A 23,435-nucleotide genomic window follows, 5' to 3' on the forward strand; every position below is an offset into this window, starting at 1 on the left:
CGCGGGCGTCGGTGAGCTATCACCAGTTGCGCACACCCGTAAGCCGCAAATAAAAATTGACAAATACCGGAAGGTTAGCCTTCCATGTTTGGAGCAAGGCGCTTGATGCGTTTGATGTACTTGCGTCCCTTTACGGGAACCATTTCGCTCAATAACGCTTTTGTGCGGTCGGAAGTGCGGCGGCGCAAATGGCTTTTGCCACCTTTGGTTCGCACAAGTATGCCGGAGCCGGTCAGGCGAAATCTCTTGGATGTCGCTTTATGGGTCTTCAGCTTTAATTTTCCAGACTTTTTTGCTTTGCGAGGCATTGCTGGTTTTCTCCTTTCAGACAAAATTAACCGCAGGATATTTTTTACGAAGTATCCCGCGGACGATCAACATCTTTAGGGGCATTACACAACTCTCAGGCTTCCGCTTCGTTCTTGACCTCAGCCTGTTCGGTTTTCTCTTTCTTTTTTGCCGCAGCCTTGGCAGGGACAAGTACTACGAGCATTGTGCGCCCTTCCATTTGCGGCGGGACTTCGATCGTAGCGACATCAGAAAGTTCCTGGGCGATCTCTTTCAAGTCTTCAAGCGCGATCTCAGGGTAATCCATTTCGCGGCCACGGAACTTGACGGTCACACGTACTTTGTGTCCCTGTCCGAGCCAGCGGCGTGCATCATCTACTTTGAAGCCGCGATGCGCTTCATTCGTTTTAGGACGCAGGCGGATTTCTTTAATTTCGATCTTGGTTTGGGCCTTTTTGGCCTCACGTTCCTTCTTTGCCTTTTCGTAAATGAATTTACCAAAATCCATTACGCGGCAAACTGGGGGAGTGGCACCGGGCGAGACTTCAACCAAATCCATCTCAGCATCACGGGCGATTTGCAGGGCCTGGCGGATCGGCACAACGCCGACGTTACCGCCGTCTGGACCGATTAGACGAACCTCCGCGACGCGGATGCCCTCATTTACTCGAAATTCATTAGCGCTTATGTGTTTCTCCTCATGTTATACATAAAACAAACCCAGCTTTTGGCTGGTTTTTTAGCGGGCGAATAATACCATGAAGGCGGGTGAGTCGTCAATAAATAAGAGCCGAGTTCGCTCGGCTCTATTTGTCACACATGCGGGGTGACTTTGGCTGCCAATTTTTCCTTTGGCTGATACCCCGTCATACGTTCCTTGATCTGGCCGCCTTTGAAAAGCATTAAAGTTGGGATTCCCATCACGCCATATTGCATCATGATGTTTGGGTTCAAGTCTGCGTCAAGTTTTACGACCTTGACCTTGCCCTCCCATTCGCCAGCGAGCTGCTTCACGATGGGTTCGATCATTTTGCATGGCTGGCACCATGCGGCTGTGAAATCCACAAGCACGGGCAATTCCGCGCCGATAACTTCAGCTTGAAAATCTGATTCGGTTACATATTTTACGTCTGTCATTTTTTTGCCTCCGAATTCACAGACGCCGCGTTGATCGCCATTATTACGTTGACGCCAGTATTTTGCCGTGATAGAATGCAATCCGCCTTGGTAATGGGCGCGTAGCTCAATGGCAGAGCAGCGGCCTTTTAAGCCGTTTGTTGAGGGTTCGAGTCCCTCCGCGCTCACAAAAGTCCTCCAAATGGAGGACTTTTTTATTACCGCTAAGAGCGCAAAGTTCGCGAAGATTTTATTTCTTGGCGCTCTCACCGCACTGGCGCGCGGCGCAAGTGCGGTGAGCCTTGTGGCTGATCAGTTATTTATCTTCTTCCTCATCCTCTTCAAACTCAACTTCATCCAAATCCTCGAGATCATCTTCATCGAGTGACAGGAGATCGAATTTGTCCAACTCTTCATTGAAGTCCAGGTTTTCGAGGGCGTCCTCAAGAAAAGCTGTGAGGTCTTCGTCTTCGGTGCTCTCGATCAAATTGACGATATAAATGCGCGCATCGTCACCGCCGATCTGTGAAAGCGACCAGATCGCGGCGGTGATGACGTCATCGTCCTCTTCTTCGTCTTCCAGCATTTGCAGCATGACGGGGCCCGCTTCTTCAATGCTGAGTTCGCCTGCGGCTTCAGCGGCCGCAAAGCGGATGCGTGGGTCTTCATCTAGTAGCTTGCTGACTACATCATCATTCCAGCGGTTATCATGCGAGCGGCCCATGGCGCGTAAAGCGCTGGCTACCCAGGCTGGATCTGCGCGTTGAAAAGCGGATTCAATGATATTGACCATTTCATCCCGCGAGGAATAGCCGAATGATTCAAGCGCACGTTTCCGCAGGGCAGGATTATCTTCTCCGCGGATGACGGAGATCAGCGCATCTTCTATCTTGCGTTGAAGCTCTTCTTCCAGTTCTTCCAGTTCGCCCAGCAGGACGAACTCACCCAGCAGGCTCGCGGCCTCCATGCGCGGAGCGAGGTCTACGTCGTTGAGGAAAATGTTAATTAATGTGTCAACAAGTTTCGGGTCGTTTGATTCGGCCAGCAATCCAAGCGCCAAAGCGCGGACTTCTCTATCCGCATCGTTCAGAAGCGCTTTACCAATCTCTTCATAAGAGACGAGGTTGTCTGAGTCAAGGTGTTTTAAAAGCTCACTAAGCAGGAGCAGTTTTCGGTTAGGTTTGACGCTGGGCCACACATCCATAAAAAGCCGCATGGATTTTGGATCCAGATCGGAATAATGCTGGAGGTGGCTTTGCGGAATATCCTTTTTGGAATCCAGCAGATGATCGAGCACGGATTGGAAGGTAATAGTTTCAGACATTGATTATGGCGTGGGTATTTGGGCGGGGTTGACGAAATCCATCACGTTGACAAAGAGCATCAAGCTGATGAGCAGAAGCATGGCAATGCCATTGACCATGTTTTCCCATTCAGGCGGGATGCGTTTGTGGAAAAGGATTTCAGGAAGTGTAAATAGGATGCGTCCGCCATCGAGAGCGGGGATGGGGAAGAGGTTGAGCACGCCAAGAGATATGCTCAACACGCCGATCAGGTTGAGAGTCCAGTTTGTGGGTCTGGGTGTGCTGGAACTTGACGGAGCCGATTCAACTTCCTGTCGGCTGGAGACATCCTCCTCCACGGCCACATCGAACATATCGAAGATGCCTTTGAAGCCGATGAAACGTGCATCTTCGGGAGCGATTGCGCCGCGGATCAGCGCAATGGGAAGATACGCAATGGTGGCGGCCTGAATGCCCGTGATTGTAAATCCGCCTGTAACACTTTCAACAAATGTTGCCGGGCGTGTTGGATACCCGAGCCCAACGCCAAGTGCGCCTTCGCTTTTCTTTCTGCTGGAAAGCGGAGTGGCAGTGAGGGTGATTTCTTCGCCGTTGCGTTCGATCAATAACTCAACAGACTTATCAAGGTTATCTTGAATGATATCAATGGCGGGCTCCACCTCAGTGACACGTATGCCATTGATGGCAAGCAGGATATCGCCAGGTTGAATGTTTGCCTGTTGTGCAGGTGAATTATCGGTGACGGATTCGATCTTGATCGAGCCAGGAATTGGCACGCCCGAAGATGCGATCAGAAATGCAAACACCACAACCGCTGTTATAAGATTCATGAGTGGCCCCGCGAATAATACAACCAATCGCTTCCACGGGTTGGCGGATGCGAGTCCACCTGGCACATTGGGGTCGTTCTCGCCTTTGGGCCGAATGAATCCGCCCAACGGCAAAGCATGGATCGTAAACTCCGTCCCCTGCCATGTGAAGAGCGTTGCAATTTTATAAGATGGCAGGCCGAAGCCGAATTCCTCTACCTCGATCTTTGCCCAACGCGCGGCAATAAAGTGCCCCAATTCGTGCACAAATATCATCCCACCCAGCGCAAACAGGAAGATAAGTAAAGTTACAAAACCAGATACCATGTTTTATCCTTAATTCAGACTTCAGAAGCCTGTTTGAAATCATTAAGACTTGGAACCAATAAAAGACTTCCGAAGTCTACTTTCGAGGATGGGGATTATATCTTCAAATGGATTGAAAGAAGTTAATCTTTTATTAGACGAAGTGCCGCGCTGCTTTCCCCGCTGAAAGCTGATTCTGTTACGAAAAGCATTCTCTTCATCCGCAGATTGAGCAGATTACGAGGATTATTTTATAAAAAATCTGCCCAATCTGTGTAATACCCTTACGAGTACGATGTCTGTGGATCAAACGATCTTCGCCGCCCCGCCGACTCCTGCAACAAGCACATCACTAACCCCAGGCAACTCGCGCAAGCGTTTCTCCACCTCTTTGGCAGAATCCCCCAAACATATCACGTGGACATTTGCGCCCGCATCCACTGTATACGCAACAGGGAGTCCTTTATTGCGCCATTCTCGTACTTCATGAAAAATATTGACAGTTGCAGCCTGCCAGTACATCAATGGCGGAGTGGATGTCATCATCACCGCGTGCATCATATCTGAATCATGCTCGATGATATTTGCGAATGTATCAAAGTCTTTGTTGAGGATCGCGTTACGGCAAATCTCCAACCTGCGCGGAGCATCTTCCACGCGTGCGTTTTGCAGTGGACTTGTCCCTGCGATAGCGTGGCCTTCTGTGGAGCCAGTTTTTTTATGTGAAGCATTCACGATTGCAACACAGTCCACCAAATTCCAATGATCCACGGGAGCAATGGAAAAAGCAAAAGAATCTTCTTCGTTTGTTCCTGCTTGCCATTCTACAAACCCGGCAGGGATGGAGCGCGAAGCGGAGCCTGATCCGCGCCTTGCCAGCCTGGATAACTGCGCTTCGGATAGAGTCAAGCCTGCGGCGCGGGAAGAAGCGAGTGCCAGTGCCGCAAACGCCGCCGCCGATGAGGCGATCCCCGCGCCTGAGGGAAAATTATTTTCGCTCATCACTTCCGCATTCATCTCAATCCCCGCCATCATACGCACCAGGTCAAGAATATAGGAAATTCGCTCCAGCCCTTTGCCCATCACCGCATGACCATTGATGATCAACTCGTCAAATGGCAAGGATGGCTGAAAGCTGACTGTAGTGCGCGTGAAGAGTCCATCCAGGTTCATTGAGATCGAACCGTTGGCAGGGAGTCGTAAAGTGTTATCACGATTGCCCCAGTATTTAATGAAGGCAATATTGGCATTTGCTTGAGCAGTGGCTGTGGTCATGGGGCGATGATACCATCACTATCAATATACTGACATTTCGCGCAAGGCGGATATGTGCGTTGAATAATTGGCTCGCAGATGAGTCGGGGGATGGGCCGGTTCGGTTTTTTCCGGGCACCAATCATCGAATCTTCAAACTCATTTGAGTGTGTTGACCGAAAGCCAGACTCTGCACCAGGCGATGGGTCGGCACAGAATTTTCGTTTGAGTTTCATAAAACCATTGACTTACTAGTTGATTCTCTGTATACTCTTGAAAACGCTTTCTGAAAGCGTTTTCAAGAAGGCTAAATGTCCCTAAAATCTCACCCTGCCACAATCACCGATGTGGCCGAACGTGCTCAAGTTTCTATTGCGACAGTCAGCCGCGTGCTCAATGGCACGACCCCGGTACAGAATGAAAAGGCTGAACGGGTGCGCCTCGCAATGGAAGAATTACGATTCGTGCCGCGTTCCGCCGCGCGAGTCCTCGCCAGCCGAAAATCGAATACGATCGGGCTTGTCTTTTCGGAAATCAGCGGCGCGTTCTTTCCTCACCTTCTGAAGGGAATCGAGGCACAGCTGCACTCCGAGAGATACGAACTGCTGGTCTATTCCACCGACAGTCGGCACCCCAAAGGGCGCAAGCCCATAGGCGAACACAATACGGATGGTCTGCTGGTCTTTGCTGCCAGTCTCGAGCCCGAGGAACTGCAGCGGCTGTACAACATCAACTTCCCCCTTGTCCTCCTGCATGAAACTCCACCTGATGGAATGAACATTCCTGTAATCACCATTGAAAACAAAGCCGGCGCTGAAATGCTGGTCAGTCACTTGATCGAACAGCACGGACGCCGTCGAATTGTTTTCTTGCGCGGGTCAGCAGGCCATGAAGATTCGGCATGGCGCGAACGTGGATATCGTGATGCGCTCGACTCGCACGGCATTTCATTCGATGAAAACCTGGTGGCCTCAGGCGGTTTTGACGAGGAAGCCGCTTTTGCTGCAATGCAACAACTAATGAGGGATGGAGTTGAGTTCGATGCGGTCTTTGCGGGCGACGATGATGCGGCCATCGGCGTATACCGTGCCTTGAAACTAGCGGGCCGCGTCGTTCCACACGATGTAGCTGTTGTCGGTTTCGACGACGTTCAATTTGCCCGATACGTTTCCCCCGCGCTGACAACGATCCGTGCGCCGATTGAAGAGGTGGGCCGTGAAGCCGTCCGCCAGATGTTGAATTTATTGAACGGCAAACAGGCCCAGGCCTTGACCCTGATGCGCACCGAGCTGGTAATCCGCGAGTCGTGCGGATGCAAGTCATAGAAGGCTTCACTTCAAATAACCAGCCGTCATCCACACGGAGGTGAATCAAAAAAAGAGAGCCTGGAATAAATCGTATCAAACCATTCTATTTCTTCGGAGGAGAAAATGAAAAACAAACTGTTCAAGTTGTTGGCGTTGTTCTCGATGGTTTCCATGGTGTTGGTCGCGTGTGGCGGAGCGCCGGCCTCGCAGGGACCGGTCAAGATCACAGTTTTCGTCGGCTTCGGGGCAGGCAGCGACCCTGATTCAATGGAAGCCTTGAACAAAATTGCGTCCGAATATAACAGCAGCCATACCGATATCCAGATGGAGTTTACATTCTCCACCTGGGAGGAACATGCAGCCAAGTTCTCAACCCTTCTTGCAGGAGACCTGGCTCCCGATCTTGCTTTCCCGATCGGCATCCAGGGAATTGCCGAGTTCTATGATGAGTGGGTGGATGTGGCGCCTTTCATCAAAGAGGATGCCTACGATACGAGTGATTTCTATGGCCCCGCGGTGGACCTGCTCCAATATCCGGACAAGACCATCGGTGTGCCTCTTGGTGTGTATCCTTCGGTCGTGTTTTATAACGAAGACCTCTTCGATAAAGCAGGGCTCGCGTACCCGCCCTCTGCATATGGCGATTCCAACTGGACCTACGATCAGCAGGTGGAACTGGCCAAGTCCCTCACCCTCGACGAAAACGGCAATGATCCAAACTCTGCGGATTTCGATCCCGCAAAAATTACCCAGTGGGGCTGGGGCGGTTGGTGCGGCCCGTTCCGCACGATACCCGGAAAATTCGGCGGCAATCCTTTGGGTATGGATGCCGAATATAAGACGGCCGAGATGAATACCGGCGGTTACCTGGAAGGGGCCCAATTCCTCCACGATGCGATCTGGGAAACGCATGTTAGCCCCACCAGCGAAGAACTGAGTTCATCATTTGGCGGTGCCGATAATCCCTTTGAAGGCGGAGCAACCGCAATGTGGGAGTGCTTCAGCTGGATGGCTTATGCCTATCCCACATTTAATAATTTCAATTGGAACGTTGCGCCCATTCCGGCCGGACCCAGTGGGGATATTGTCTCTCCCACCAACGCGGATACCTTTGCAATTTCCTCTCATTCCAAGAATCCCAGGCAGGCATGGGAAGTTGCGAAATGGCTGGTTGAACCTGAAATGCTGGCGCGGGTTTGTGGAATTCTCGGCTGCATGCCTGCCCGCCAGTCGCTGGCTGAGGGCTGGCTGACGGATATGTCAGCAGACTATCCAAACGTTAATTTCCAACTGTTCGTGGACTCGATCCAATACATGGACGCATCGCCGAACAACGAAGAGTGGGTGCCCAATTACCAAAAGGTATGGGACGCAACCGAAAACGCAGCAGACATTCTTAGGACCGACGGAACCGCCGATGTTCAGGCCACAATGGATGCGCTGGACGCAGAAGCCCAGGGCTATCTGGACGAGTATTGGGCCGCGCAGTAAAGCCCAATGAGATTACTTAAATCGAGTCTCCTTTCGAGGAGACTCGATATCCATACTTGAGGAGCGAGATTGTGAAAGTCACAAGATCAGTACCCCAACCCATGAGTTTACGCCGGCGGGAAGCTCTTTGGGGCTATGCCTTCATCGCTCCCTGGCTGATCGGGTTCGTTATTTTTACACTGGGACCCATGATCGCCTCACTGATTTTATCTTTGACCAGCTACAACATCACAACTGCACCGGTCTTTATTCGGTTCGATAATTACATAAAACTCTTCACAGCTGATCCCAAATTCTGGCATTCCCTTGGTGTGACCGTCAAGTTTGCGCTTGTCGCGATCCCGCTCAATCTCATTTTCGGATTTGTATTAGCCCTTCTCCTCAACCAGAAGGTGCCCGGCGTTTCATTCTGGCGCACCGTATATTACCTGCCGTCTGTCATCGCAGGTGTGGCTGTTGCCATTTTGTGGAGTCTGATCTTCAACCCGCGCTTCGGCATCCTAAACTGGCTTCTAAGCCTGGTTGGCATAGACGGACCGGGTTGGCTTGCCAGCCCGGATTGGGCTGTGCCGGCCTTGATCATCATGAGTCTTTGGAGCGTCGGGGGCGGCATGATCATCTACCTCTCCGGCTTGCAAAGCATTCCGACGGCCCTGTATGAAGCCGCGGAACTGGACGGGGCCAACGCCTGGCAACGATTGGTTTATATAACGATCCCGTTGATGTCGCCCGTCATCTTCTACAATCTGGTAATCGGAATTGTTGGAACCTTTCAATATTTCACAGAAGTCTATGTGATCACGGCAACGGCTGATACCGGCCTGGGGGGGCCAGCCGAGTCCACGCTTTTCTACAATGTCTATCTATACAGCAACGCCTTCCGTTACCTGAATATGGGCTATGCCTCCGCCCTGGCGTGGGTATTATTTATTATTGTCCTGGTGCTGACCCTGCTGGTCTTTCGTAGTTCGGCATTATGGGTCTATTATGAAGGGGAGCTTCGCAAATGAGTACTCAGCCTCTCGAAGGGATAGCTGCGCGCCCGGTCAAAGGGTCAATTGCGAGGGTGGGAATAAAAGCGCGGGATCTGATCAATCGGATCATTGTGCTGATCATATTATTCATCGGGATGGTAGTGGTGGTAACTCCACTTGTCTGGATGATGATATCTGCGCTTAAAAGTCAGGATGCCGTAAACACGGACCCTCCGCAGTGGATCCCAACGGAACAGATTAAGGTTCCAATAAATGGAAAGGATGTATTCCTCTATAACATAGAAGCGAATGGTGTTCTGCGACAACTTGCCCTTGTAAATAAAGAAGGCAGTATGGGCATCTTCGTGAATCCGGAGGATCCCGCAGAACAATACCAATTACCGGTCGCTTCAGGAGCACGTGCCACACGCGTTTACTTCCATTGGGAAAATTTTGTATTGGCAGTAACCAAGGTGCCATTCTCTCATTATTTGCTCAATACCATGATTATTGTGGTATTTGGCACCCTGGGCACATTGATCTCCTGCGTATTGGTAGCTTACGGCTTTGCTCGTTTCCGCGCGAAAGGTTTGAATATCCTCTTTCTCATTCTGCTTTCCACAGTCATGCTGCCTCCACAGGTAACGCTTATCCCAACTTTTATTTTATTCAAGCAAATTGGATGGTACGACACCCTCTATCCCTTGATCATTCCTGCTTTCTTCGCAAATGCCTGGGATGTGTTCCTGTTGCGTCAATTCTTCATGACCCTGCCCACCGAATTGGATGACGCTGCGCGCATTGATGGCGCCGGGCCGCTGCAGATCCTGTGGCATGTAATCATCCCGCAGTCCTATCCGGTCATCGCGACCGTGACCATCTTCAGCGTGCTCTATGCCTGGAATGACTTTTACGCACCGCTGATCTACCTGCAAAGCGAAAGGAACTGGACCGTGGCTCTGGGGTTGCAAGCTTTCAACGCGATCTTTACGAAGCAGAGCCATTTACTGATGGCGGCCTCGGTGTTGATGCTCATTCCACCTGTCCTGCTGTTCTTTTTCGCGCAGAGACTCTTCATCCAGGGTGTGGTGGTATCCGGTATCAAAGGATAAAGACAGTCATTCAAAATATTATGCTGATAGGGTTGCGGGAAAGGTTATGAACTTATGAAAATAGCAGTCGTTGGCGGGGGTTCCACTTATACCCCCGAACTCGTGAACGGGTTTCTCGCCAGGGTAGATTCACTGCCCCTCAAGGAACTCTGGCTTATGGACATTGACAAGGAGCGGCTGGAGATCGTTGGCGGGTTTGCACAGCGGATGGTGAAGGCCAAGGGCCAACCCTTCAAGGTTATGCTCTCGCTCAATCAGCGTGAGGCGATTGCCGGCGCCTCGTATGTGACGACGCAACTGCGCGTTGGCCGGATGCCCGCCCGGCGCGGCGATGAATATCTGGGCTTGCGGCATGGCCTGATCGGGCAGGAAACCACGGGTGTCGGTGGCATGGCAAAGGCGCTGCGCACCATCCCCGTGATTCTTGATATTGCGAAAGATGTTCGTGAAGCTGCGCCGGGCGCATTGCTTGCGAACTTTACCAACCCCGCTGGCCTGGTCACGGAGGCACTCACACGTTATGCGCCGGACGTCTTTGCCGTGGGGGTGTGCAATGTCGGTATCACTACGAAAATGAACATTCTTGAAGGCCTGGAAAAAACCACAGGCAAAACATTTGATAATAACAATGCCATGTTGAACACGCTCGGACTGAATCATCTCACCTGGCATCGCGGTTTTACAATCGAAGGGGAGGAAATGTGGCCCCTGGTCTTTCCTGCCTATATGGCAGAGATAAGCAACGAAAAAGACCCCGAGTGGGATATTCAGACGTTGGAATCGCTTGGAATGATTCCAAATTATTATCTTCAGTATTTTTATTACACAAACAAAAAACTGGATGAGCAAAGGGATTGGCCGCCTTCACGCGCCGAGGAGGTGATGGAGATTGAAAAGGCCTTGCTCCGTGATTACGCTAACCCTGATCTCACCGAACCGCCTGCGGACCTAATGAAACGCGGCGGCGCCTACTACTCGACGCTTGCCACACAACTGATCAACTCGCACTACAACGATCTTGGACAGACGCATGTTGTCAATGTCCGTAACAATGGCGCGGTGAAAGAATGGCCCTCAGACTGGGTATTGGAACTCCCTGCCAGAGTGGATAAAAAAGGAATCCACCCGCTTCGCACAGACCCGTTGCCTGCTGCCTGCTTCGGACTCCTTTCTCAAATCAAGATGTACGAACTGCTCACCGTTGAAGCCGCCGTGCATGGAGACAGGAATGCTGCCTACCAGGCATTGTTGACACATCCGCTCGGCCCGCAGGCTGATCAGGTGGATGCAGTTTTGGAAGACATGCTCGAAACAAACCAACAATGGTTGCCTCAGTTCCATGACTAATGGGAATCAGTTATGAAATATTTTCTGGGCATGGATGTGGGTTCTTCAAAGACCCACGCGCTGATCGTGGATGAAACGGGTCGTTGTGTCGGTTTTGGCAGCGCCGGCGGAGGAAATCACCAGAGCGTCGGTTACGCTGGCTTTGAAGATGTGGTGCGAAAATCGTTCGAGGCGGCCAGTCAAATGTGCGGGGTGGAGAAGGCCCAAATCGTTGGAGCAGGCTTCGGCGTGTCAGGATGCGATTTCCCATCGGATAGGCAACCTCATTTGAATGCGATCTCATCGTTGAAGTTGGCCGGCGCTGTTGAAGTGGTCAACGATGGCGTTAATGGTTTGCTGGCGGGTGCGACGCGTGGCATCGGAGTCAATGTAACGGCAGGGTCATCCAATAATTGCCGGGGAAAGAACAAGGCTGGCAAGGAAGGCCGTATCGTGGGCAATGGCGAGACTTTCGGGGAATATGGGGGCGGGATCGAGATTGCGGCGAAGGCGCTTCAAATGATCAACTACGCATGGATCCAACGTGGGCCCCCCACCGCGCTGACAAAATTGCTGCTTGAATATACAGGCGCAAAGAATGAATTGGAATTGATGGAGGGCTTCTCAACCGATTATTATCATCTCGCCCCGTTTCTGGCGGTTGAAGTTATTCGCCTTGCGCGTGAAGGAGATATTGTCGCACGTGAGATCGTTCGATGGGCAGGCGAAGAGTTGGGTTGGCTGGCGGTTGCGGTGGCACGTCAGATCGAAATGGAGAACGATGAAGTCGAAATCATTCAATCGGGCAGCGTTTTTGAAGCAGGGGAGTTCATCACAGATCCGATGAGTCAGGTCGTTCTCAAATATTGCCCCAGGGCAATATTGAAACGACTCGATGGTCCGCCTGTTGTGGGAGCTGTCGTCCTTGGAATGGAGCAGGCAGATTTTGATGGATATGCTGTTCGAGACTTAATAGTTCGGACTGCGAAAGAAATTGTGAAATAAAAAAGCAATCGAAAATGGAATCAGATTGGTTCAACGCAGTCTCTGACCGGCTCCAACCAGTGAAATTATTGGGTGTGATTCCACATGAGCGCCGCACAGACCCTGGCGGGTAGTTCTGGTCTCAAAACAAGCCTTGCGGTTAGTTCAATCGAGTTTCTAGTGTGACTACTTGATAAACGCAATATTGGAAAATGCCTGAGCGGTGGCTGTAGTCATGGGGCGATGATACCACTAGTGTATTCGTAAAGAACAACGTTCATGATAAAAGCTCGGCGGGATCAAAGACCCACGCCGAGCATATTGTTTTTTCAAACCCTGCACCGGCAATGGGCCAGTGCAGAGCTGTCGACATGTGTTCGGGAGGAGAAGAAAGGAGCGAACACGTCCCGATGAGCAAAACGGTGAGCAGCTAGCGACACAAGGCTCCAATATCATTCTTCGCGTGCAATGCCAATTTAGCCAGCTACCATCCGTGAGCGTATTTTCTAGCGCGGATTTAGTGTGTTTCTTTGGAATAAGAAGTCCCGCCGCTGATTTCAGCGGCGGGACTTAGAAGCCACTTATACTTTTACCGTTACGGTGAAAATATGTAGGTGGCATTGTCATAAAACCCGTTCCGGTCGGGGCATACTTGGTCATTCCGGCTCTCATCGGTCAATTGAAACTTGAGGTACGTGCCGTCAAAGGTGTATTTGAAACTTGTGGAGGGACAACCATGGCTATTCGTGAGTTGGAAATAGATATCGCCTTCCACACGATATGTGCCTGTGGCGAAAGCCAATTGCCCTTCAGCACCCTGAGCCCACCTGCCTTCCTTACTAAAAGTGTAATATAAAGTTGGGTCATTCGGAAACACAAACTTTCCGATGGGAAAACTTCCTACTTCTGTCGGCACGGCGGTTGGCGTAACGGACGGTATGACTGTTGGAGCCGTTGTAACTGTCGGTGCAATCGTTGCTGGAGCGGTTGGAATAACGGTCGGGTTCGTTGTTATCGTCGGTTCAGCCTGCGGAGCACAGGATGTAATGGTAAGTAACCCGATCACAATCAACAGATGGAACAGTCGATGGGCAAACATTTCGATCTCCTTCGATTTCATTCGAAAATTCTTTCTTCACGCCCCACACCAGGTCAGCCAGTGTGGGGCAATTGACATCGCGCTATGGTGCAAGTTTGTACGTTTTATTGTTGTAAAAACCTTTCCTGTCGCCACAAGTGTCATTTTTGCTCTCCTCGGTCAGTTGAAACTTTAGGTACTTGCCATCAAATGTGTATTTGAAACTCGTGGAGGAACAACCCAAGACGGTATTCGTGAGTTGGAAATAGAGATCGCCTTCCACGCGGTATGTGCCTGAATTCGCAAGAGTGCCGCCGAGATAATGAGCCCACCTCCCATCCTCACTGAAAGTGAAATACGAACTTGGGTCACTCCCAGATACATATTTCCCGGTTTGAAAGGGCAGGTAGACTGGGATTTTCGTTGCCGTTTTAGTCGGCTGAACAGTCGCCGTTGGCGCAACTGTTGATGTACTCGTGGGCGCAAGTGTGGCTGTATCTGCTGGCGCGGCTGTTGCCGCCGGTTCGACTTGTGGCGCACAAGCGGTAATCACAAGCAATACAGTAACTATTAACAAATGGAACAAACGATTGGTATACATTTTGATCTCCGTTCATGGAAAACTTTTTCAATCCCTGCACTGGCTTATTACCAGTGCAGGGTTGTCGACGTGTGCTCGGGAGGAGAAGAAAGGAGTGAGCGGGCACGTCCCGATGATCAATACGGTGGACAGCTAGCGACACAAGGCTCCAATATCATTCTTCGCCTGTAATGCTAATCCCCAAGCGGTATAGGACCGGGTCGCGGAGTCAAGGTTAAGGCCGTCGGTGGCATCCACAGTGCAGGCCACCGCTTTCGCTTGCGCAATATAAGAGCGGGTAGCGGAATCCACCGTGCTGGCTTCTGCTTCGGCTGCCTTAGCCCACGTGGTGTAAGAACGGGTGGCAGAGTCCACATTGGCGACAAGGGACATGGAAGCGCTAACTTCCCGGACGACCAGAACAACCATAGCTAACAGCGAAACGGCAATGAGCAGGCGAATGAAACGATTGGTATACATTTTGATCTCCTTTTTGGTTCAACAAGTTATAATGTTTTCAGAAACCCGAGTTGGTCTCTAATATGCCCATACTTTAGCAAATTGTTCTTCCGATTTGGTGACAAAAAATGTCACAAAAAGTGACACTTATTCGTAATCTGAAGCGAACCTGTTTATTTGGAAAATGATGCAAGAACAACATTCTTTTGGCTACTGGCTCAGGCTCAAGAGAAAGGCGCTTGATCTCACCCGCGAAGCTCTGGCTGATCGCGTCGGGTGTTCCGTATCAACCATTCGCAAAGTTGAAGATGAAGTACGGCGTCCCTCCGCACAGATCGCCGAACTTCTGGCTGAAATCTTCAAGATTCCCACAACTGAAAGAACAGCCTTTTTGCGGTTTGCGCGCGGCGACTGGAGTTCTGCTCCCAGCCTGGGGGACGAAGAGGCCCCCTGGCGCGTCTTAACACCAGAAATTCCCCAACATCCCCGTTCGAATTTGCCGGCAACCTTTACTTCCTTAATTGGACGGGATAAGGATATTGCGGCTGTCCAGGACTATTTGACCAATCCAGATATCCGCCTGGTCACCTTGATCGGCGCGCCGGGAATCGGGAAGACGCGCTTGAGTATCGCGTCAGCGAGGGAGTCACCGGCCGAGTTCTCCGATGGTGTTTTCTTTGTCGCGCTGGCTCCGCTGGATCAGCCATCCTTGATACCTTCTGCCATTGCACAAGCGCTTGGGTATGTTGAAAAAAGTGACTTGCCTGCCGAGAAACGTCTCATGGAGGGCATCGGAAACAAACGAATTCTGCTTGTGTTGGATAACTGCGAGCACCTCATCGAAGATGTAGCTCCACTCGTCGCCTCCCTCCTTTCAGCCTGCTCCCGCTTAAAAATCCTCACCACCAGCCGCGAAGCGCTAGGAATCCCTGGAGAATGGCTTTATTCGGTACCTGCACTGGATATGCCAAAAGAGCACTCCATCGTTGACGTAGAAACCGTTTCGGAGTTTCCAGCTCTGGTGTTGTTTGCCGAGCGTGCCCGCGCAGCTCGTTCCGATTTTGCACTGAACGCCGAAAACATCCGGGCCGTCGCATCCATCTGCTCACAACTCGATGGATTGCCATTAGCCATCGAACTGATTGCCGCGCGCGTCAAGACGTTATCCATAGAGCAAATCGCTGCACGGCTCGATGACCGTTTCGCATTGTTAACCAGCGGTAGTCGAATCGCGCCCTCACGACAACAAACATTGCGCGCGACCCTCGATTGGAGCCATGAGCTGCTGACACAAACGGAAAGAGAACTTTTTCGGCAGCTTTCGGTCTTTGTTGGTGGTTTTACATTGGATGCGCTCGAATCGGTGGCGCTACTGGATTCAAATCAATCAATTCTCGATGCGCTTTCACGCCTCGTGGACAAATCACTGCTGCTCGTCGAACAGCAAGATCAACCACGTTATCGGTTTCTTGAGCCAATCCGTCAGTATGCCAGAGATAAACTGAATGAGACCAGAGGATCGAACTTGATTCAAGATCGTCATCTTAATTACTACCTCCGCGTCGCGGAGGAGGCAGAGCCGTACTTATTTGGCGCCGTGCAACAGGACTGGAAGAATCGATTGGAGTTGGACCATGATAACTTGCGGGTCGCGTTGGCATGGTCGCTTGAAAGCAATCAAGTCGAAGCGGGACTGAAATTGGCAGGGGCGCTGGCATGGTTCTGGCACGGTAAGGGTCATTTAAGCGAAGGCAACCTATGGCTGGAGAAAATCCTTGCATCTGGCATCGGCAACCAGGGAAAGGAGAGAGCGAAAGCGCTGCGCGCATCATCCATCCTATCAACAGGTACAGGCGATTACACTCGAGCCAGAGCCTTTGCAGAATCAAGCATTAAGTTATATCGAGAAATTGGAGACAACCAAGGTGCAGGCTTAGTGCTTGCTGACCTGGGTGCAAGCCTTCACTGGGACGGCAAGGAAGAGGAGGCAATAGAGTCGCTCGAAGAGAGTTTGCGCCTGCTTCGGGCAACTGGAGAGCGCTGGGGGATCGCCTACACACTCCTCTGGTTGGGCGATACGTGGTTCAGGATGGGAGATATTGAGCGCGCCGCCACAAGCTGGGAAGAGAGTCTGCGCCTCACCCAGAAGTTGGGGGATGACTACCTGATGGGTTGGTCGCTTGGTGGTTTGGCGGATGTGGCGCGTCTGCGCGCTGATTACAAGCGTGCAACAGGAATGTTTAAAGAATCCCTGTCCCTGTATCTGAGTTCAGGAAATAAATTCGGCCCACCGTTCTCCATGGAAGCGCTGGCATTGGTTGCCGTTGCGCTAGGGGATGCGAAGCGAGCGGCGCGTCTTTGGGGTGCCGCATTCGCCTGGCGCGAAGCGATCAACGAGCCGCTCCCCCCGACCTATCAGAGGGACTATGCTCCCTCTATTACCCAGGCGCGTACTCAACTTGGGGAGGAAGTTTATACGTCCGCATGGTCGGAAGGCCACGCGATGTCACCCGAACAGGCTATCGCCCTGGCGTTAGGGGAATAAATGCCCCCTGAACAAGATGAATTTCAAATGGCAACCGAAGATTTCCAATCAGCACGGTAGACGCTTAGGTGAAAAACAGGGCAAGCTGTAAAGCCTGTCCCGCTCTAGGTCTCATGCAAGTGGAACATATCGTTTACCTCGATTCTCCCATCCGTTTGAAAAGCAAAGTCACCAGGCTCGCCGCCGTTGCAAAGTATATCGCCCAAACCATGTTGGCATATATGCCCACCTTATCGCCGATCTCTGTCCCTGCTTCGTTGACAGGCAGGGAGATCGCGGGAATGACCAGCGTGGGGATGATGAACAACACGCCGTTCATGATGAACAGCCATTTGATCCAGCTTTCAAGTTTTCCTCCTGAAAAGACGAATCCCGCCGCGAGCGTTGCGGCGCACATGAACACATACCCGAGCATATCCTGCGCAAACAATGGCGTGCCGGGAATGAACACAAAAGGCTGGAGCACGTTTTCCGCCATGTGCAGGTTGTTGTTTTGGATCACGGTCAGTTGGATGTAATAACTAAGCGCGCACATCACGGCGTAAATGGTCGCGAACGAAATCCCCAGATGACTCCAGATTTTCTTCTCTTCGGGTGAATAATAATGAATTGCGATCATCATCGCAACGAACGTCGGTGCGAGCAGAAAAGAGGACGCAAACATCAAGCTCTCGTTCGGCAGTACCAGTGAGATGAAAAACAAAATCGTCTCAAACGTCACCAGCGCGGCAGACCAAAACCCGAACTGGTATACAGAATTGCTTCCCTTGTAAATTGCTCTTTCAGTGGATTGTTGTCTCATTATCCTTGCTCCTTTGGCTTTGATGATTTTTCTACGAAATGGATGTGGACTGGTTGCAGGCTGTGATAATGACTTTCTCCGCTTCTTTCTGGACCTCGAACCTGTGCGGCGCGAATCTGCATTTCCTCCACTGACAGAGGAGGTAAATGCCTTTGATAACGGGATCAGGTGGAGGGGTGGAAAGAGGCGAGTGCTTTTCGTCAGCGATCACGCGCCCATTGGTTTGATCGCTTTCAGTTGCTGATTATAAATGTTGTCTTCCCTGGAACATATCAGATCGGTTCCGCAAATGCCAACACATATCCATCAGGGTCGAGGCTGTATGCGGCGCGATGTCCCCAATCTCGTTCGGACAGTTCGCTTAGTTCGGTTGCGCCAGCATCGAGGGCGCGCTGGTGATATGTTTGTGGTGCGTCAACCATCAAGTACAGTTCAGCACGAGGAATTCCATCTCCTACTGAAGGATCGGGGAGCCGTTCACCCAGCAATCGCTGGATTCCCGATTGCGGCATCAATCCCAAAATGCAATCATTGGATAGGGTGAACTCAGTCATGCCGGGCACATCGAGAGACGGTTCGTGATTCAGCACACGCGAATAAAAGGCTGTGCTGTACGCCTGGTCTTTGACGAAAAGGATGAAGTGGGCTTTGGGCATATGTGATTCCATGAGTGACCTAATCACCTGCATGAATGAGCTCAACTTCCCGCAATATAACGGATTGGACCCAATTACTGCAATGAATAGCTGATGCCAATATTACCCTTTGTGAACTTCAATAACAACTTTCCCCTGGGCGTGCTCTTCCATAAGATACCGCAGTGCTTTAGGAACCTCACTTAACGGATAAGATCTATCGATAACAGGTACGACTTTACCGGCTTCAAGAAGCTCTCCCATAAAAACCAAATCCTTCTGGTTTGTGTGCGCCAACAAGAACCCTATTTTCTTGCCTCCGATCCTCGACAACAATGGCCCCAGAATTAACCCTTGGAGAACTTGAAACATGGGACCGCCGAGCACGACACAAATTCCGCCAGGACTCAATGCGCGCCTGTAGTCCAGAATCGGGCGGTATCCGTTAACGGCCAGAATCAAGTCAAAATGCCAACCAATTTTGGTGAAATCTTCTCGCGTGTAATCAATGATATGGTCCGCCCCAATGGAGCGCACCATATCCAGGTTCCGCGGGCTGCATAGGGCAGTTACTTCTGCTCCGAAGGCTTTAGCAAGCTGCACGGCAAATGTACCCACGCCGCCAGACGCCCCATATATAAGAACCTTTTGCCCTGGCTGAATCTGTCCTCTGTCACGAAGAGCCTGAAGCGCGGTGAATGCCGCCACAGGGACAGCGGCGGCTGCTTCAAACGATACATTGGCCGGCTTCAGCGCTAATTTAGTTTTACTGGCACACACATATTCGGCAAACGCACCCGAGGCTACACCGAATACCTCATCTCCCGGCTGAAACTCCGTGACATTGCTGCCAACTGCCTCAACCCGCCCAGCGATGTCAGTGCCGAGCTTCGGGTCTTTGGGTTTGAGCAGCCCGCCTATCCCACCCATCAAGCGGATAAAGATCGGTGACATCGTGAAGGGCCGCCACTCGAGTGCATTTACTGATGCCGCATGAACTTTGACCAGCACTTGATTTTCAGTCGGGGTAGGTTTTTCGATCTCTGTGAGCTGAAGAACTTCCGGTGGCCCGTATTTTGTCTGTAGAATTGCTTTCATTGAGGTCTCTCCTTATGCTTGTTTTGATTCGAATATTTTTAGATTACATCAGGCAGATTCAGTCGCACGTTTATCCCACTGTTCGACGTTTACACCTTTAATCAACAGCCATAGGATGAATAACAGTTCCCCCCAGGATGTAAAGAAAATAATACTCACGTTGTAACCGAGAAATGCTGCAAAACTTTGTATGACATAGCCAAAACATCCAATCATCAACAAGATACCTAGAATTCTGGGGAGGAAACCCGACTTGAAGACTAGATAACCCATGGGAAATAGCCATAGACCCCAGAATATCTGGGCGATATTAAGTCCCTGAGTGTGCAACCTAAGAAAAGACTTTGCCTATCGTATGCCCTTTTCAACATGACGAGTCCCAATGATCGTGCGCGCCCTGTTGCGGCTTATTGTCTAGTCGAATTGTGATTATTGTTCTGTTAATGCTAGTTGTAGTCCCAGGCCAATAAGAATGCTGCCGGCGATACGTTGGAATAATTGAGTGTATTGTGGTCGGTACATTAGCCATCTTCCAATTGTTCCAGAAGAATATCCAACGATTAGCAAGAAACACAATCCAAAGCAGGCAAACGTTACTCCCAAAATAACCATTTGCAATGTTATGTGGCTGCTTCCTTTATCAACAAACTGAGGCAGGAAGGCCAAAAAGAAAATGGCGATTTTCGGATTGAGGACATTTGATAAAACGCCTTGCCAGAAGAGCGCACTGGACTTCGTGAGTGGCGCAGGTGTTTGTAGACTAAAAGTGCTCTTATCTCGCCAAGCCTTGATACCGAGGTAAAGTAAATAGACTGCGCCAGTAAACTTAACTAAAAGAAAAGCGAAGGCCGAAGTCTGAAGAATTAGCGTTAGCCCAAATGCAGCGGCGGTGGTGTGAACTAGAATCCCGCAAACTACACCGATTGCGGACACTATACCCGCTCTGCGTCCGTGAGCCATTCCGCGGGTAATTACATAGAACATGTCAGGACCCGGGGCAAGGATCAGGGCCCATGAGACTCCGACGAACAAGGCAAATTTGGCTGGGTCAATCATCATCAACTGTTATTTTGCATACCTATCAAGTAACGCTGTCAATCGGTAGAGACTTTATGGGGTCGCGGTAACTGTGGGGAGACAGAGTGGCGGCGGGGTTGGGGTCGGTGCATGAAATGAAAAAATATTATTAGCTTCTCGGCTCTCGACAACTTGGTTGGTTACATCCGCAGTTGCCTCATATTGCCCGCTCGGGGCAGTACCCGTGAAATGCAGCTCAATAGATTGACCAACTTGTAGGCCGTAATTCACCTCTTGGAGAATACCATTCAAATCGACAAAGAAAGACCCGGTATTAGCGGAACCGATATTTTTGATTTGTACACGAATCTCATAGGGTGAATAGGCGTTCACACAGTTACCTTGTCTTCCTTCCATTTCGAGATACATGAAGTTGATGATCAAATCGGGCAGTGATGGGCGGTCTGATTCGCTTGCCGCCTGGATCAATGGTGAAGAAGGCGAAGATTCGGATGCTGTTGGATTCAAGGGAGGCTTGGGTTTTGGGGCGCAAGCCACAATCGCGAGAATCAGCAATCCGAGAACGCTGTGTATTCCAAGACTTCTCATGGGCTCTATAAAGCCTTTCATCCATTATATATGCAAGGAATTCGATGCGAACTAACCATAATGCAGAGAGCGTTGAGTGGGTAATCTTATTGATTTAGAGAATTATGGCTGAGTTGGACATCTCCTTCCACCTTTGTGTATTTACACCTTTTATAAGAAGCCACAGGATTTGCGATATGCTGCCAATAAGGGCGATGACCAGGATGTAGGGCAATAACTGATTTCCAATCGGTGGATAGATGAAGGTCAGCCAACCCAAGCCGCCTATCATCGAAAGCACTCCCAATACCTTCGGCCAGAAGGTGGATTTGACAATGAGATAGCCGTTAAGAAAGGTGGAGAAGCCAAAAAATGGAAGCGCCATTCCGGCGGCACGATCATTCACGTTAAGCAAGAGGAGCGCCAACGCCTGCAACTGCTCGACGCTAAATACATTCAGGTAACGAATATCTCCCAGGACGAGCAGGGGAGCGATATAAAAGAGGCGGCTCAAGGTCTTGATGATACATCCAACAAGTCCAAAGAACAGCGCCAGCAAAGAGACACTCCTGCTTACCGGCTTAAGCAGGATATAGAAGAGTACGGTCATGGCGATTTGGGAGGACATTTCAATGAGGTAGATTGTGAAACCCAATTGGAACAGGTCCTTCTGGTTCAGGATGTTCATTGCTGTAGCCGCAGCGTTGCCATTTACCACAATCGCGCCGCTGATGAATATCTGGGCAATTATGCCCGCGGCGATGACCGTCAGGTAGAGTATTCCAGCAGTGCGCGAATGGATTTGTGGCGATACTCCAGATGTATGCGTTGTCATTTGATTTTCTCCTTTTTAGCGATCCATTTGGCTATTTTTGCTGCCAGACTTCCCATTTTCCTGTTCCGTTTACCGGCAAGCCTTCTCCCAACCACTCATACAACGAACCATCGTATACGGCAACGTTGTCATGCCCGGTCATTAAGTGCGCCACAGCATTAATTGTCGCCGCGATCCCGCCACCGCAGTAGGTGATGATGCGTTTATAGTTCGACATTTCTTTTAGGCGAAGCGCTAGCACATCATTGGGCAGGAGGGTATCAAACCCTTGTTTCATGTCTCCTTGCATCAAATCCATACATGGGAGGCAAATCGAGTCTGGGATGTGTGACGCTTCATAGCTCACGAGCGGTAATACATCAACTATGGCTACATCATTATTCTGCATGGATTCCAAAATTTCTTCTTTGCTGGCGAACATGTTGGGTCTGAAGCGACTCTTAAAGACGGACGGTTCATACTGACGGGTTGCCTGCTCGATGTTTCCCCCGGCATTTTTCCACGCGGACAGCCCTCCGTTGAGAACGCGCACATTATTGTGGCCTGCATAATGGAGAACCCACCAGGCGCGCACTGCGTAGGGAAGCATTCCACACGCATAAACAATGACTTCCGCCTCATTGGAAATTCCGGCATTGCCGATTGCCTCAGAAAGCTCGGCTTCAGGTAGTATCGTGATTGAATAAGGGCTGTTGAGGTCTGAAAATCTCTCATGATCAAAATATACTGCGCCGGGGATATGCCCCTGCCGATACATATCATCTGTAATTGTTGCGTCGTAGATTCGGATATTTTCATTTTCAGCCAATTTCTTCAGCAGTTCATCTGCCTCAATTAATATGCTGTCTCGATTCATGGTTCAATTTCCTTTCTTAATTTGTTTGGTTCAGTTGATTAGGTTGCAGAGGTCTTGGGCGCCGCAACTCCCTTGATGAGCAGCCACAGCGCGAATGTCACTTCGAACACCAACATTGGCAGCCACACAATCCAGGTGATCGATGCCGACCAGCTCATAGCTCCACCGAACAGTCCGGCGAGTTGCAAGGGAAGGATCACCACCAGCAGAACCGAGGCAACCAGACCCAACCAGGCCAGGGCGATGGGAATCAGCCGTCCACGGAGAAGAAGCCAGCAGAAGAGTGTGCTGCCCACCGCGAAGAAGATCGCGCTCTCACCATGGACGGCTTCCATGATGCGGCAGGTCAGTGCCAATAGCGCCAGAGCAGGTCCTTGCTCGCGCGTAATCATGTAAAGCGTCACGCCCAGAACCAAGGCTGAGAAGTTTAGGAGCAGGGAGAGTAAATCGGCCACCTGTGACTGGTCGGGCAGTGCCATACTGGAGATGCCGGCTATGATGTAGAAGAGGAATGTGAAACCGGCGATACTTGCATATATACGATGTGATGCTTCCGAATTTTTCATGATTTGGTCTCCTTTTTGTGTGTTTAATTGAAATTCTTTAATCGGCGCAACCTGCGACATCGTACCCGAATGGGTAAATCTGCGGATTATTTCCGATACTGTCTA

Annotated in this window: 25 protein-coding genes and 1 tRNA gene; 8 read left to right on the plus strand and 18 right to left on the minus strand. The window is 50.7% G+C overall.

Features of this window, described 5'->3' with window-relative positions; translation table 11 throughout:
• Positions 1–74 precede the first annotated feature (74 nt).
• From AC14M5_RS00385 to trxA, 3 genes are all read right to left on the minus strand, one after another.
• Positions 75–308, minus strand: coding sequence for a large ribosomal subunit protein bL35 (locus tag AC14M5_RS00385; protein ID WP_484027629.1), 234 nt, complete (start codon positions 306–308; stop codon positions 75–77).
• Positions 309–403: 95 nt separating this feature from the next.
• Entirely contained in the window at positions 404–976 is a 573-nt protein-coding gene (gene infC / locus AC14M5_RS00390; RefSeq protein WP_484027659.1) for a translation initiation factor IF-3, read from the minus strand.
• 125 nt (positions 977–1,101) lie between these two features.
• Positions 1,102–1,425 carry a thioredoxin gene (gene trxA / locus AC14M5_RS00395; RefSeq protein WP_484027630.1) on the minus strand — a complete coding sequence of 108 codons (324 nt, stop codon included), beginning with the start codon at positions 1,423–1,425 and terminating at the stop codon, positions 1,102–1,104.
• A gap of 95 nt (positions 1,426–1,520) precedes the next feature.
• On the opposite strand from trxA, the gene AC14M5_RS00400 reads away from it, so the two are divergent.
• Positions 1,521–1,592 (plus strand) — tRNA-Lys (locus tag AC14M5_RS00400).
• Between the two features lie 128 nt (positions 1,593–1,720).
• On the opposite strand, the gene AC14M5_RS00405 is transcribed toward AC14M5_RS00400, so the two are convergent.
• The 3 genes from AC14M5_RS00405 to mvaD all read right to left on the minus strand — a co-directional run bounded on the left by AC14M5_RS00405 (position 1,721) and on the right by mvaD (position 5,098).
• Positions 1,721–2,728, minus strand: coding sequence for a HEAT repeat domain-containing protein (locus AC14M5_RS00405; protein WP_484027631.1), 1,008 nt, complete (start codon positions 2,726–2,728; stop codon positions 1,721–1,723).
• A 3-nt stretch (positions 2,729–2,731) separates the two neighbouring features.
• A complete protein-coding gene (locus AC14M5_RS00410) occupies positions 2,732–3,844 on the minus strand; it encodes a M50 family metallopeptidase (protein WP_484027632.1) in 1,113 nt (370 codons plus the stop codon).
• 285 nt (positions 3,845–4,129) lie between these two features.
• Positions 4,130–5,098 carry a diphosphomevalonate decarboxylase gene (mvaD, locus tag AC14M5_RS00415; RefSeq protein WP_484027634.1) on the minus strand — a complete coding sequence of 323 codons (969 nt, stop codon included), beginning with the start codon at positions 5,096–5,098 and terminating at the stop codon, positions 4,130–4,132.
• 290 nt (positions 5,099–5,388) lie between these two features.
• Between mvaD and AC14M5_RS00420 the strand changes: the two genes are divergently transcribed.
• The 6 genes from AC14M5_RS00420 (at position 5,389) to AC14M5_RS00445 (ending at position 12,292) form a co-directional block, all read left to right on the plus strand.
• The gene (locus tag AC14M5_RS00420) at positions 5,389–6,402 is read left to right on the plus strand and encodes a LacI family DNA-binding transcriptional regulator (protein WP_484027635.1); all 1,014 of its coding nucleotides are present in this window, start codon (positions 5,389–5,391) and stop codon (positions 6,400–6,402) included.
• Between the two features lie 105 nt (positions 6,403–6,507).
• Positions 6,508–7,875, plus strand: a complete 1,368-nt coding sequence (locus tag AC14M5_RS00425; RefSeq protein WP_484027636.1) for an extracellular solute-binding protein — start codon at positions 6,508–6,510, stop codon at positions 7,873–7,875.
• Positions 7,876–7,946: 71 nt separating this feature from the next.
• Positions 7,947–8,885, plus strand: coding sequence for a carbohydrate ABC transporter permease (locus tag AC14M5_RS00430; RefSeq protein WP_484027637.1), 939 nt, complete (start codon positions 7,947–7,949; stop codon positions 8,883–8,885).
• Complete coding sequence (locus AC14M5_RS00435) at positions 8,882–9,961, plus strand: carbohydrate ABC transporter permease (RefSeq protein WP_484027638.1); 1,080 nt, start codon at positions 8,882–8,884, stop codon at positions 9,959–9,961. Before AC14M5_RS00430 ends, AC14M5_RS00435 begins: the two co-directional genes overlap by 4 nt.
• A 54-nt stretch (positions 9,962–10,015) precedes the next feature.
• Positions 10,016–11,308: a 6-phospho-beta-glucosidase gene (locus tag AC14M5_RS00440; protein WP_484027639.1), complete on the plus strand. Its 1,293-nt coding sequence runs from the start codon at positions 10,016–10,018 to the stop codon at positions 11,306–11,308.
• Between the two features lie 12 nt (positions 11,309–11,320).
• Complete coding sequence (locus tag AC14M5_RS00445) at positions 11,321–12,292, plus strand: N-acetylglucosamine kinase (RefSeq protein WP_484027640.1); 972 nt, start codon at positions 11,321–11,323, stop codon at positions 12,290–12,292.
• 574 nt (positions 12,293–12,866) lie between these two features.
• Here the strand turns inward: AC14M5_RS00445 and AC14M5_RS00450 are convergent.
• The 3 genes from AC14M5_RS00450 to AC14M5_RS00460 all read right to left on the minus strand — a co-directional run bounded on the left by AC14M5_RS00450 (position 12,867) and on the right by AC14M5_RS00460 (position 14,409).
• Entirely contained in the window at positions 12,867–13,370 is a 504-nt protein-coding gene (locus AC14M5_RS00450) for a hypothetical protein (RefSeq protein ID WP_484027641.1), read from the minus strand.
• Positions 13,371–13,452: 82 nt separating this feature from the next.
• On the minus strand, positions 13,453–13,950 hold the full coding sequence (locus tag AC14M5_RS00455; RefSeq protein WP_484027642.1) for a hypothetical protein: 498 nt from the start codon (positions 13,948–13,950) through the stop codon (positions 13,453–13,455).
• A 132-nt stretch (positions 13,951–14,082) separates the two neighbouring features.
• Positions 14,083–14,409 (minus strand): hypothetical protein, encoded by a 327-nt coding sequence (locus tag AC14M5_RS00460; RefSeq protein ID WP_484027643.1) that lies wholly within the window; start codon positions 14,407–14,409, stop codon positions 14,083–14,085.
• Between the two features lie 166 nt (positions 14,410–14,575).
• Between AC14M5_RS00460 and AC14M5_RS00465 the strand changes: the two genes are divergently transcribed.
• On the plus strand, positions 14,576–16,933 hold the full coding sequence (locus tag AC14M5_RS00465) for a helix-turn-helix domain-containing protein (RefSeq protein ID WP_484027644.1): 2,358 nt from the start codon (positions 14,576–14,578) through the stop codon (positions 16,931–16,933).
• A 133-nt stretch (positions 16,934–17,066) separates the two neighbouring features.
• On the opposite strand, the gene AC14M5_RS00470 is transcribed toward AC14M5_RS00465, so the two are convergent.
• The 9 genes from AC14M5_RS00470 to AC14M5_RS00510 all read right to left on the minus strand — a co-directional run bounded on the left by AC14M5_RS00470 (position 17,067) and on the right by AC14M5_RS00510 (position 23,330).
• Positions 17,067–17,735, minus strand: a complete 669-nt coding sequence (locus tag AC14M5_RS00470; protein WP_484027645.1) for a hypothetical protein — start codon at positions 17,733–17,735, stop codon at positions 17,067–17,069.
• 272 nt (positions 17,736–18,007) lie between these two features.
• Complete coding sequence (locus AC14M5_RS00475; protein ID WP_484027646.1) at positions 18,008–18,391, minus strand: VOC family protein; 384 nt, start codon at positions 18,389–18,391, stop codon at positions 18,008–18,010.
• A gap of 102 nt (positions 18,392–18,493) precedes the next feature.
• Positions 18,494–19,468, minus strand: coding sequence for an NAD(P)-dependent alcohol dehydrogenase (locus AC14M5_RS00480; RefSeq protein ID WP_484027647.1), 975 nt, complete (start codon positions 19,466–19,468; stop codon positions 18,494–18,496).
• A gap of 48 nt (positions 19,469–19,516) precedes the next feature.
• Positions 19,517–19,798, minus strand: coding sequence for a DUF4386 domain-containing protein (locus tag AC14M5_RS00485; protein ID WP_484027648.1), 282 nt, complete (start codon positions 19,796–19,798; stop codon positions 19,517–19,519).
• Between the two features lie 99 nt (positions 19,799–19,897).
• Positions 19,898–20,527 carry a LysE family translocator gene (locus tag AC14M5_RS00490; RefSeq protein ID WP_484027649.1) on the minus strand — a complete coding sequence of 210 codons (630 nt, stop codon included), beginning with the start codon at positions 20,525–20,527 and terminating at the stop codon, positions 19,898–19,900.
• Between the two features lie 51 nt (positions 20,528–20,578).
• On the minus strand, positions 20,579–21,094 hold the full coding sequence (locus tag AC14M5_RS00495; protein WP_484027650.1) for a CARDB domain-containing protein: 516 nt from the start codon (positions 21,092–21,094) through the stop codon (positions 20,579–20,581).
• Positions 21,095–21,188: 94 nt separating this feature from the next.
• On the minus strand, positions 21,189–21,908 hold the full coding sequence (locus tag AC14M5_RS00500) for a DUF4386 domain-containing protein (RefSeq protein ID WP_484027651.1): 720 nt from the start codon (positions 21,906–21,908) through the stop codon (positions 21,189–21,191).
• 31 nt (positions 21,909–21,939) lie between these two features.
• On the minus strand, positions 21,940–22,764 hold the full coding sequence (locus tag AC14M5_RS00505; RefSeq protein WP_484027652.1) for a sulfurtransferase: 825 nt from the start codon (positions 22,762–22,764) through the stop codon (positions 21,940–21,942).
• Between the two features lie 38 nt (positions 22,765–22,802).
• Entirely contained in the window at positions 22,803–23,330 is a 528-nt protein-coding gene (locus AC14M5_RS00510; protein WP_484027653.1) for a DUF4386 family protein, read from the minus strand.
• Positions 23,331–23,435 lie beyond the last annotated feature (105 nt).

The sequence above is a fragment of the Candidatus Villigracilis sp. genome (assembly GCF_057083605.1).

What these genes read in the sequence shown, in the direction of transcription:
- AC14M5_RS00385 (WP_484027629.1), bottom strand. Translation starts at nt 308, where the DNA reads ATGCCTCGCAAAGCAAAAAAGTCTGGAAAATTAAAGCTGAAGACCCAT.
- trxA (WP_484027630.1), bottom strand. Translation starts at nt 1,425, where the DNA reads ATGACAGACGTAAAATATGTAACCGAATCAGATTTTCAAGCTGAAGTT.
- AC14M5_RS00405 (WP_484027631.1), bottom strand. Translation starts at nt 2,728, where the DNA reads ATGTCTGAAACTATTACCTTCCAATCCGTGCTCGATCATCTGCTGGAT.
- AC14M5_RS00410 (WP_484027632.1), bottom strand. Translation starts at nt 3,844, where the DNA reads ATGGTATCTGGTTTTGTAACTTTACTTATCTTCCTGTTTGCGCTGGGT.
- mvaD (WP_484027634.1), bottom strand. Translation starts at nt 5,098, where the DNA reads ATGACCACAGCCACTGCTCAAGCAAATGCCAATATTGCCTTCATTAAA.
- AC14M5_RS00420 (WP_484027635.1), top strand. Translation starts at nt 5,389, where the DNA reads ATGTCCCTAAAATCTCACCCTGCCACAATCACCGATGTGGCCGAACGT.
- AC14M5_RS00425 (WP_484027636.1), top strand. Translation starts at nt 6,508, where the DNA reads ATGAAAAACAAACTGTTCAAGTTGTTGGCGTTGTTCTCGATGGTTTCC.
- AC14M5_RS00435 (WP_484027638.1), top strand. Translation starts at nt 8,882, where the DNA reads ATGAGTACTCAGCCTCTCGAAGGGATAGCTGCGCGCCCGGTCAAAGGG.
- AC14M5_RS00440 (WP_484027639.1), top strand. Translation starts at nt 10,016, where the DNA reads ATGAAAATAGCAGTCGTTGGCGGGGGTTCCACTTATACCCCCGAACTC.
- AC14M5_RS00445 (WP_484027640.1), top strand. Translation starts at nt 11,321, where the DNA reads ATGAAATATTTTCTGGGCATGGATGTGGGTTCTTCAAAGACCCACGCG.
- AC14M5_RS00450 (WP_484027641.1), bottom strand. Translation starts at nt 13,370, where the DNA reads ATGTTTGCCCATCGACTGTTCCATCTGTTGATTGTGATCGGGTTACTT.
- AC14M5_RS00455 (WP_484027642.1), bottom strand. Translation starts at nt 13,950, where the DNA reads ATGTATACCAATCGTTTGTTCCATTTGTTAATAGTTACTGTATTGCTT.
- AC14M5_RS00460 (WP_484027643.1), bottom strand. Translation starts at nt 14,409, where the DNA reads ATGTATACCAATCGTTTCATTCGCCTGCTCATTGCCGTTTCGCTGTTA.
- AC14M5_RS00465 (WP_484027644.1), top strand. Translation starts at nt 14,576, where the DNA reads ATGCAAGAACAACATTCTTTTGGCTACTGGCTCAGGCTCAAGAGAAAG.
- AC14M5_RS00470 (WP_484027645.1), bottom strand. Translation starts at nt 17,735, where the DNA reads ATGAGACAACAATCCACTGAAAGAGCAATTTACAAGGGAAGCAATTCT.
- AC14M5_RS00475 (WP_484027646.1), bottom strand. Translation starts at nt 18,391, where the DNA reads ATGCCCAAAGCCCACTTCATCCTTTTCGTCAAAGACCAGGCGTACAGC.
- AC14M5_RS00480 (WP_484027647.1), bottom strand. Translation starts at nt 19,468, where the DNA reads ATGAAAGCAATTCTACAGACAAAATACGGGCCACCGGAAGTTCTTCAG.
- AC14M5_RS00490 (WP_484027649.1), bottom strand. Translation starts at nt 20,527, where the DNA reads ATGATGATTGACCCAGCCAAATTTGCCTTGTTCGTCGGAGTCTCATGG.
- AC14M5_RS00495 (WP_484027650.1), bottom strand. Translation starts at nt 21,094, where the DNA reads ATGAGAAGTCTTGGAATACACAGCGTTCTCGGATTGCTGATTCTCGCG.
- AC14M5_RS00500 (WP_484027651.1), bottom strand. Translation starts at nt 21,908, where the DNA reads ATGACAACGCATACATCTGGAGTATCGCCACAAATCCATTCGCGCACT.
- AC14M5_RS00505 (WP_484027652.1), bottom strand. Translation starts at nt 22,764, where the DNA reads ATGAATCGAGACAGCATATTAATTGAGGCAGATGAACTGCTGAAGAAA.
- AC14M5_RS00510 (WP_484027653.1), bottom strand. Translation starts at nt 23,330, where the DNA reads ATGAAAAATTCGGAAGCATCACATCGTATATATGCAAGTATCGCCGGT.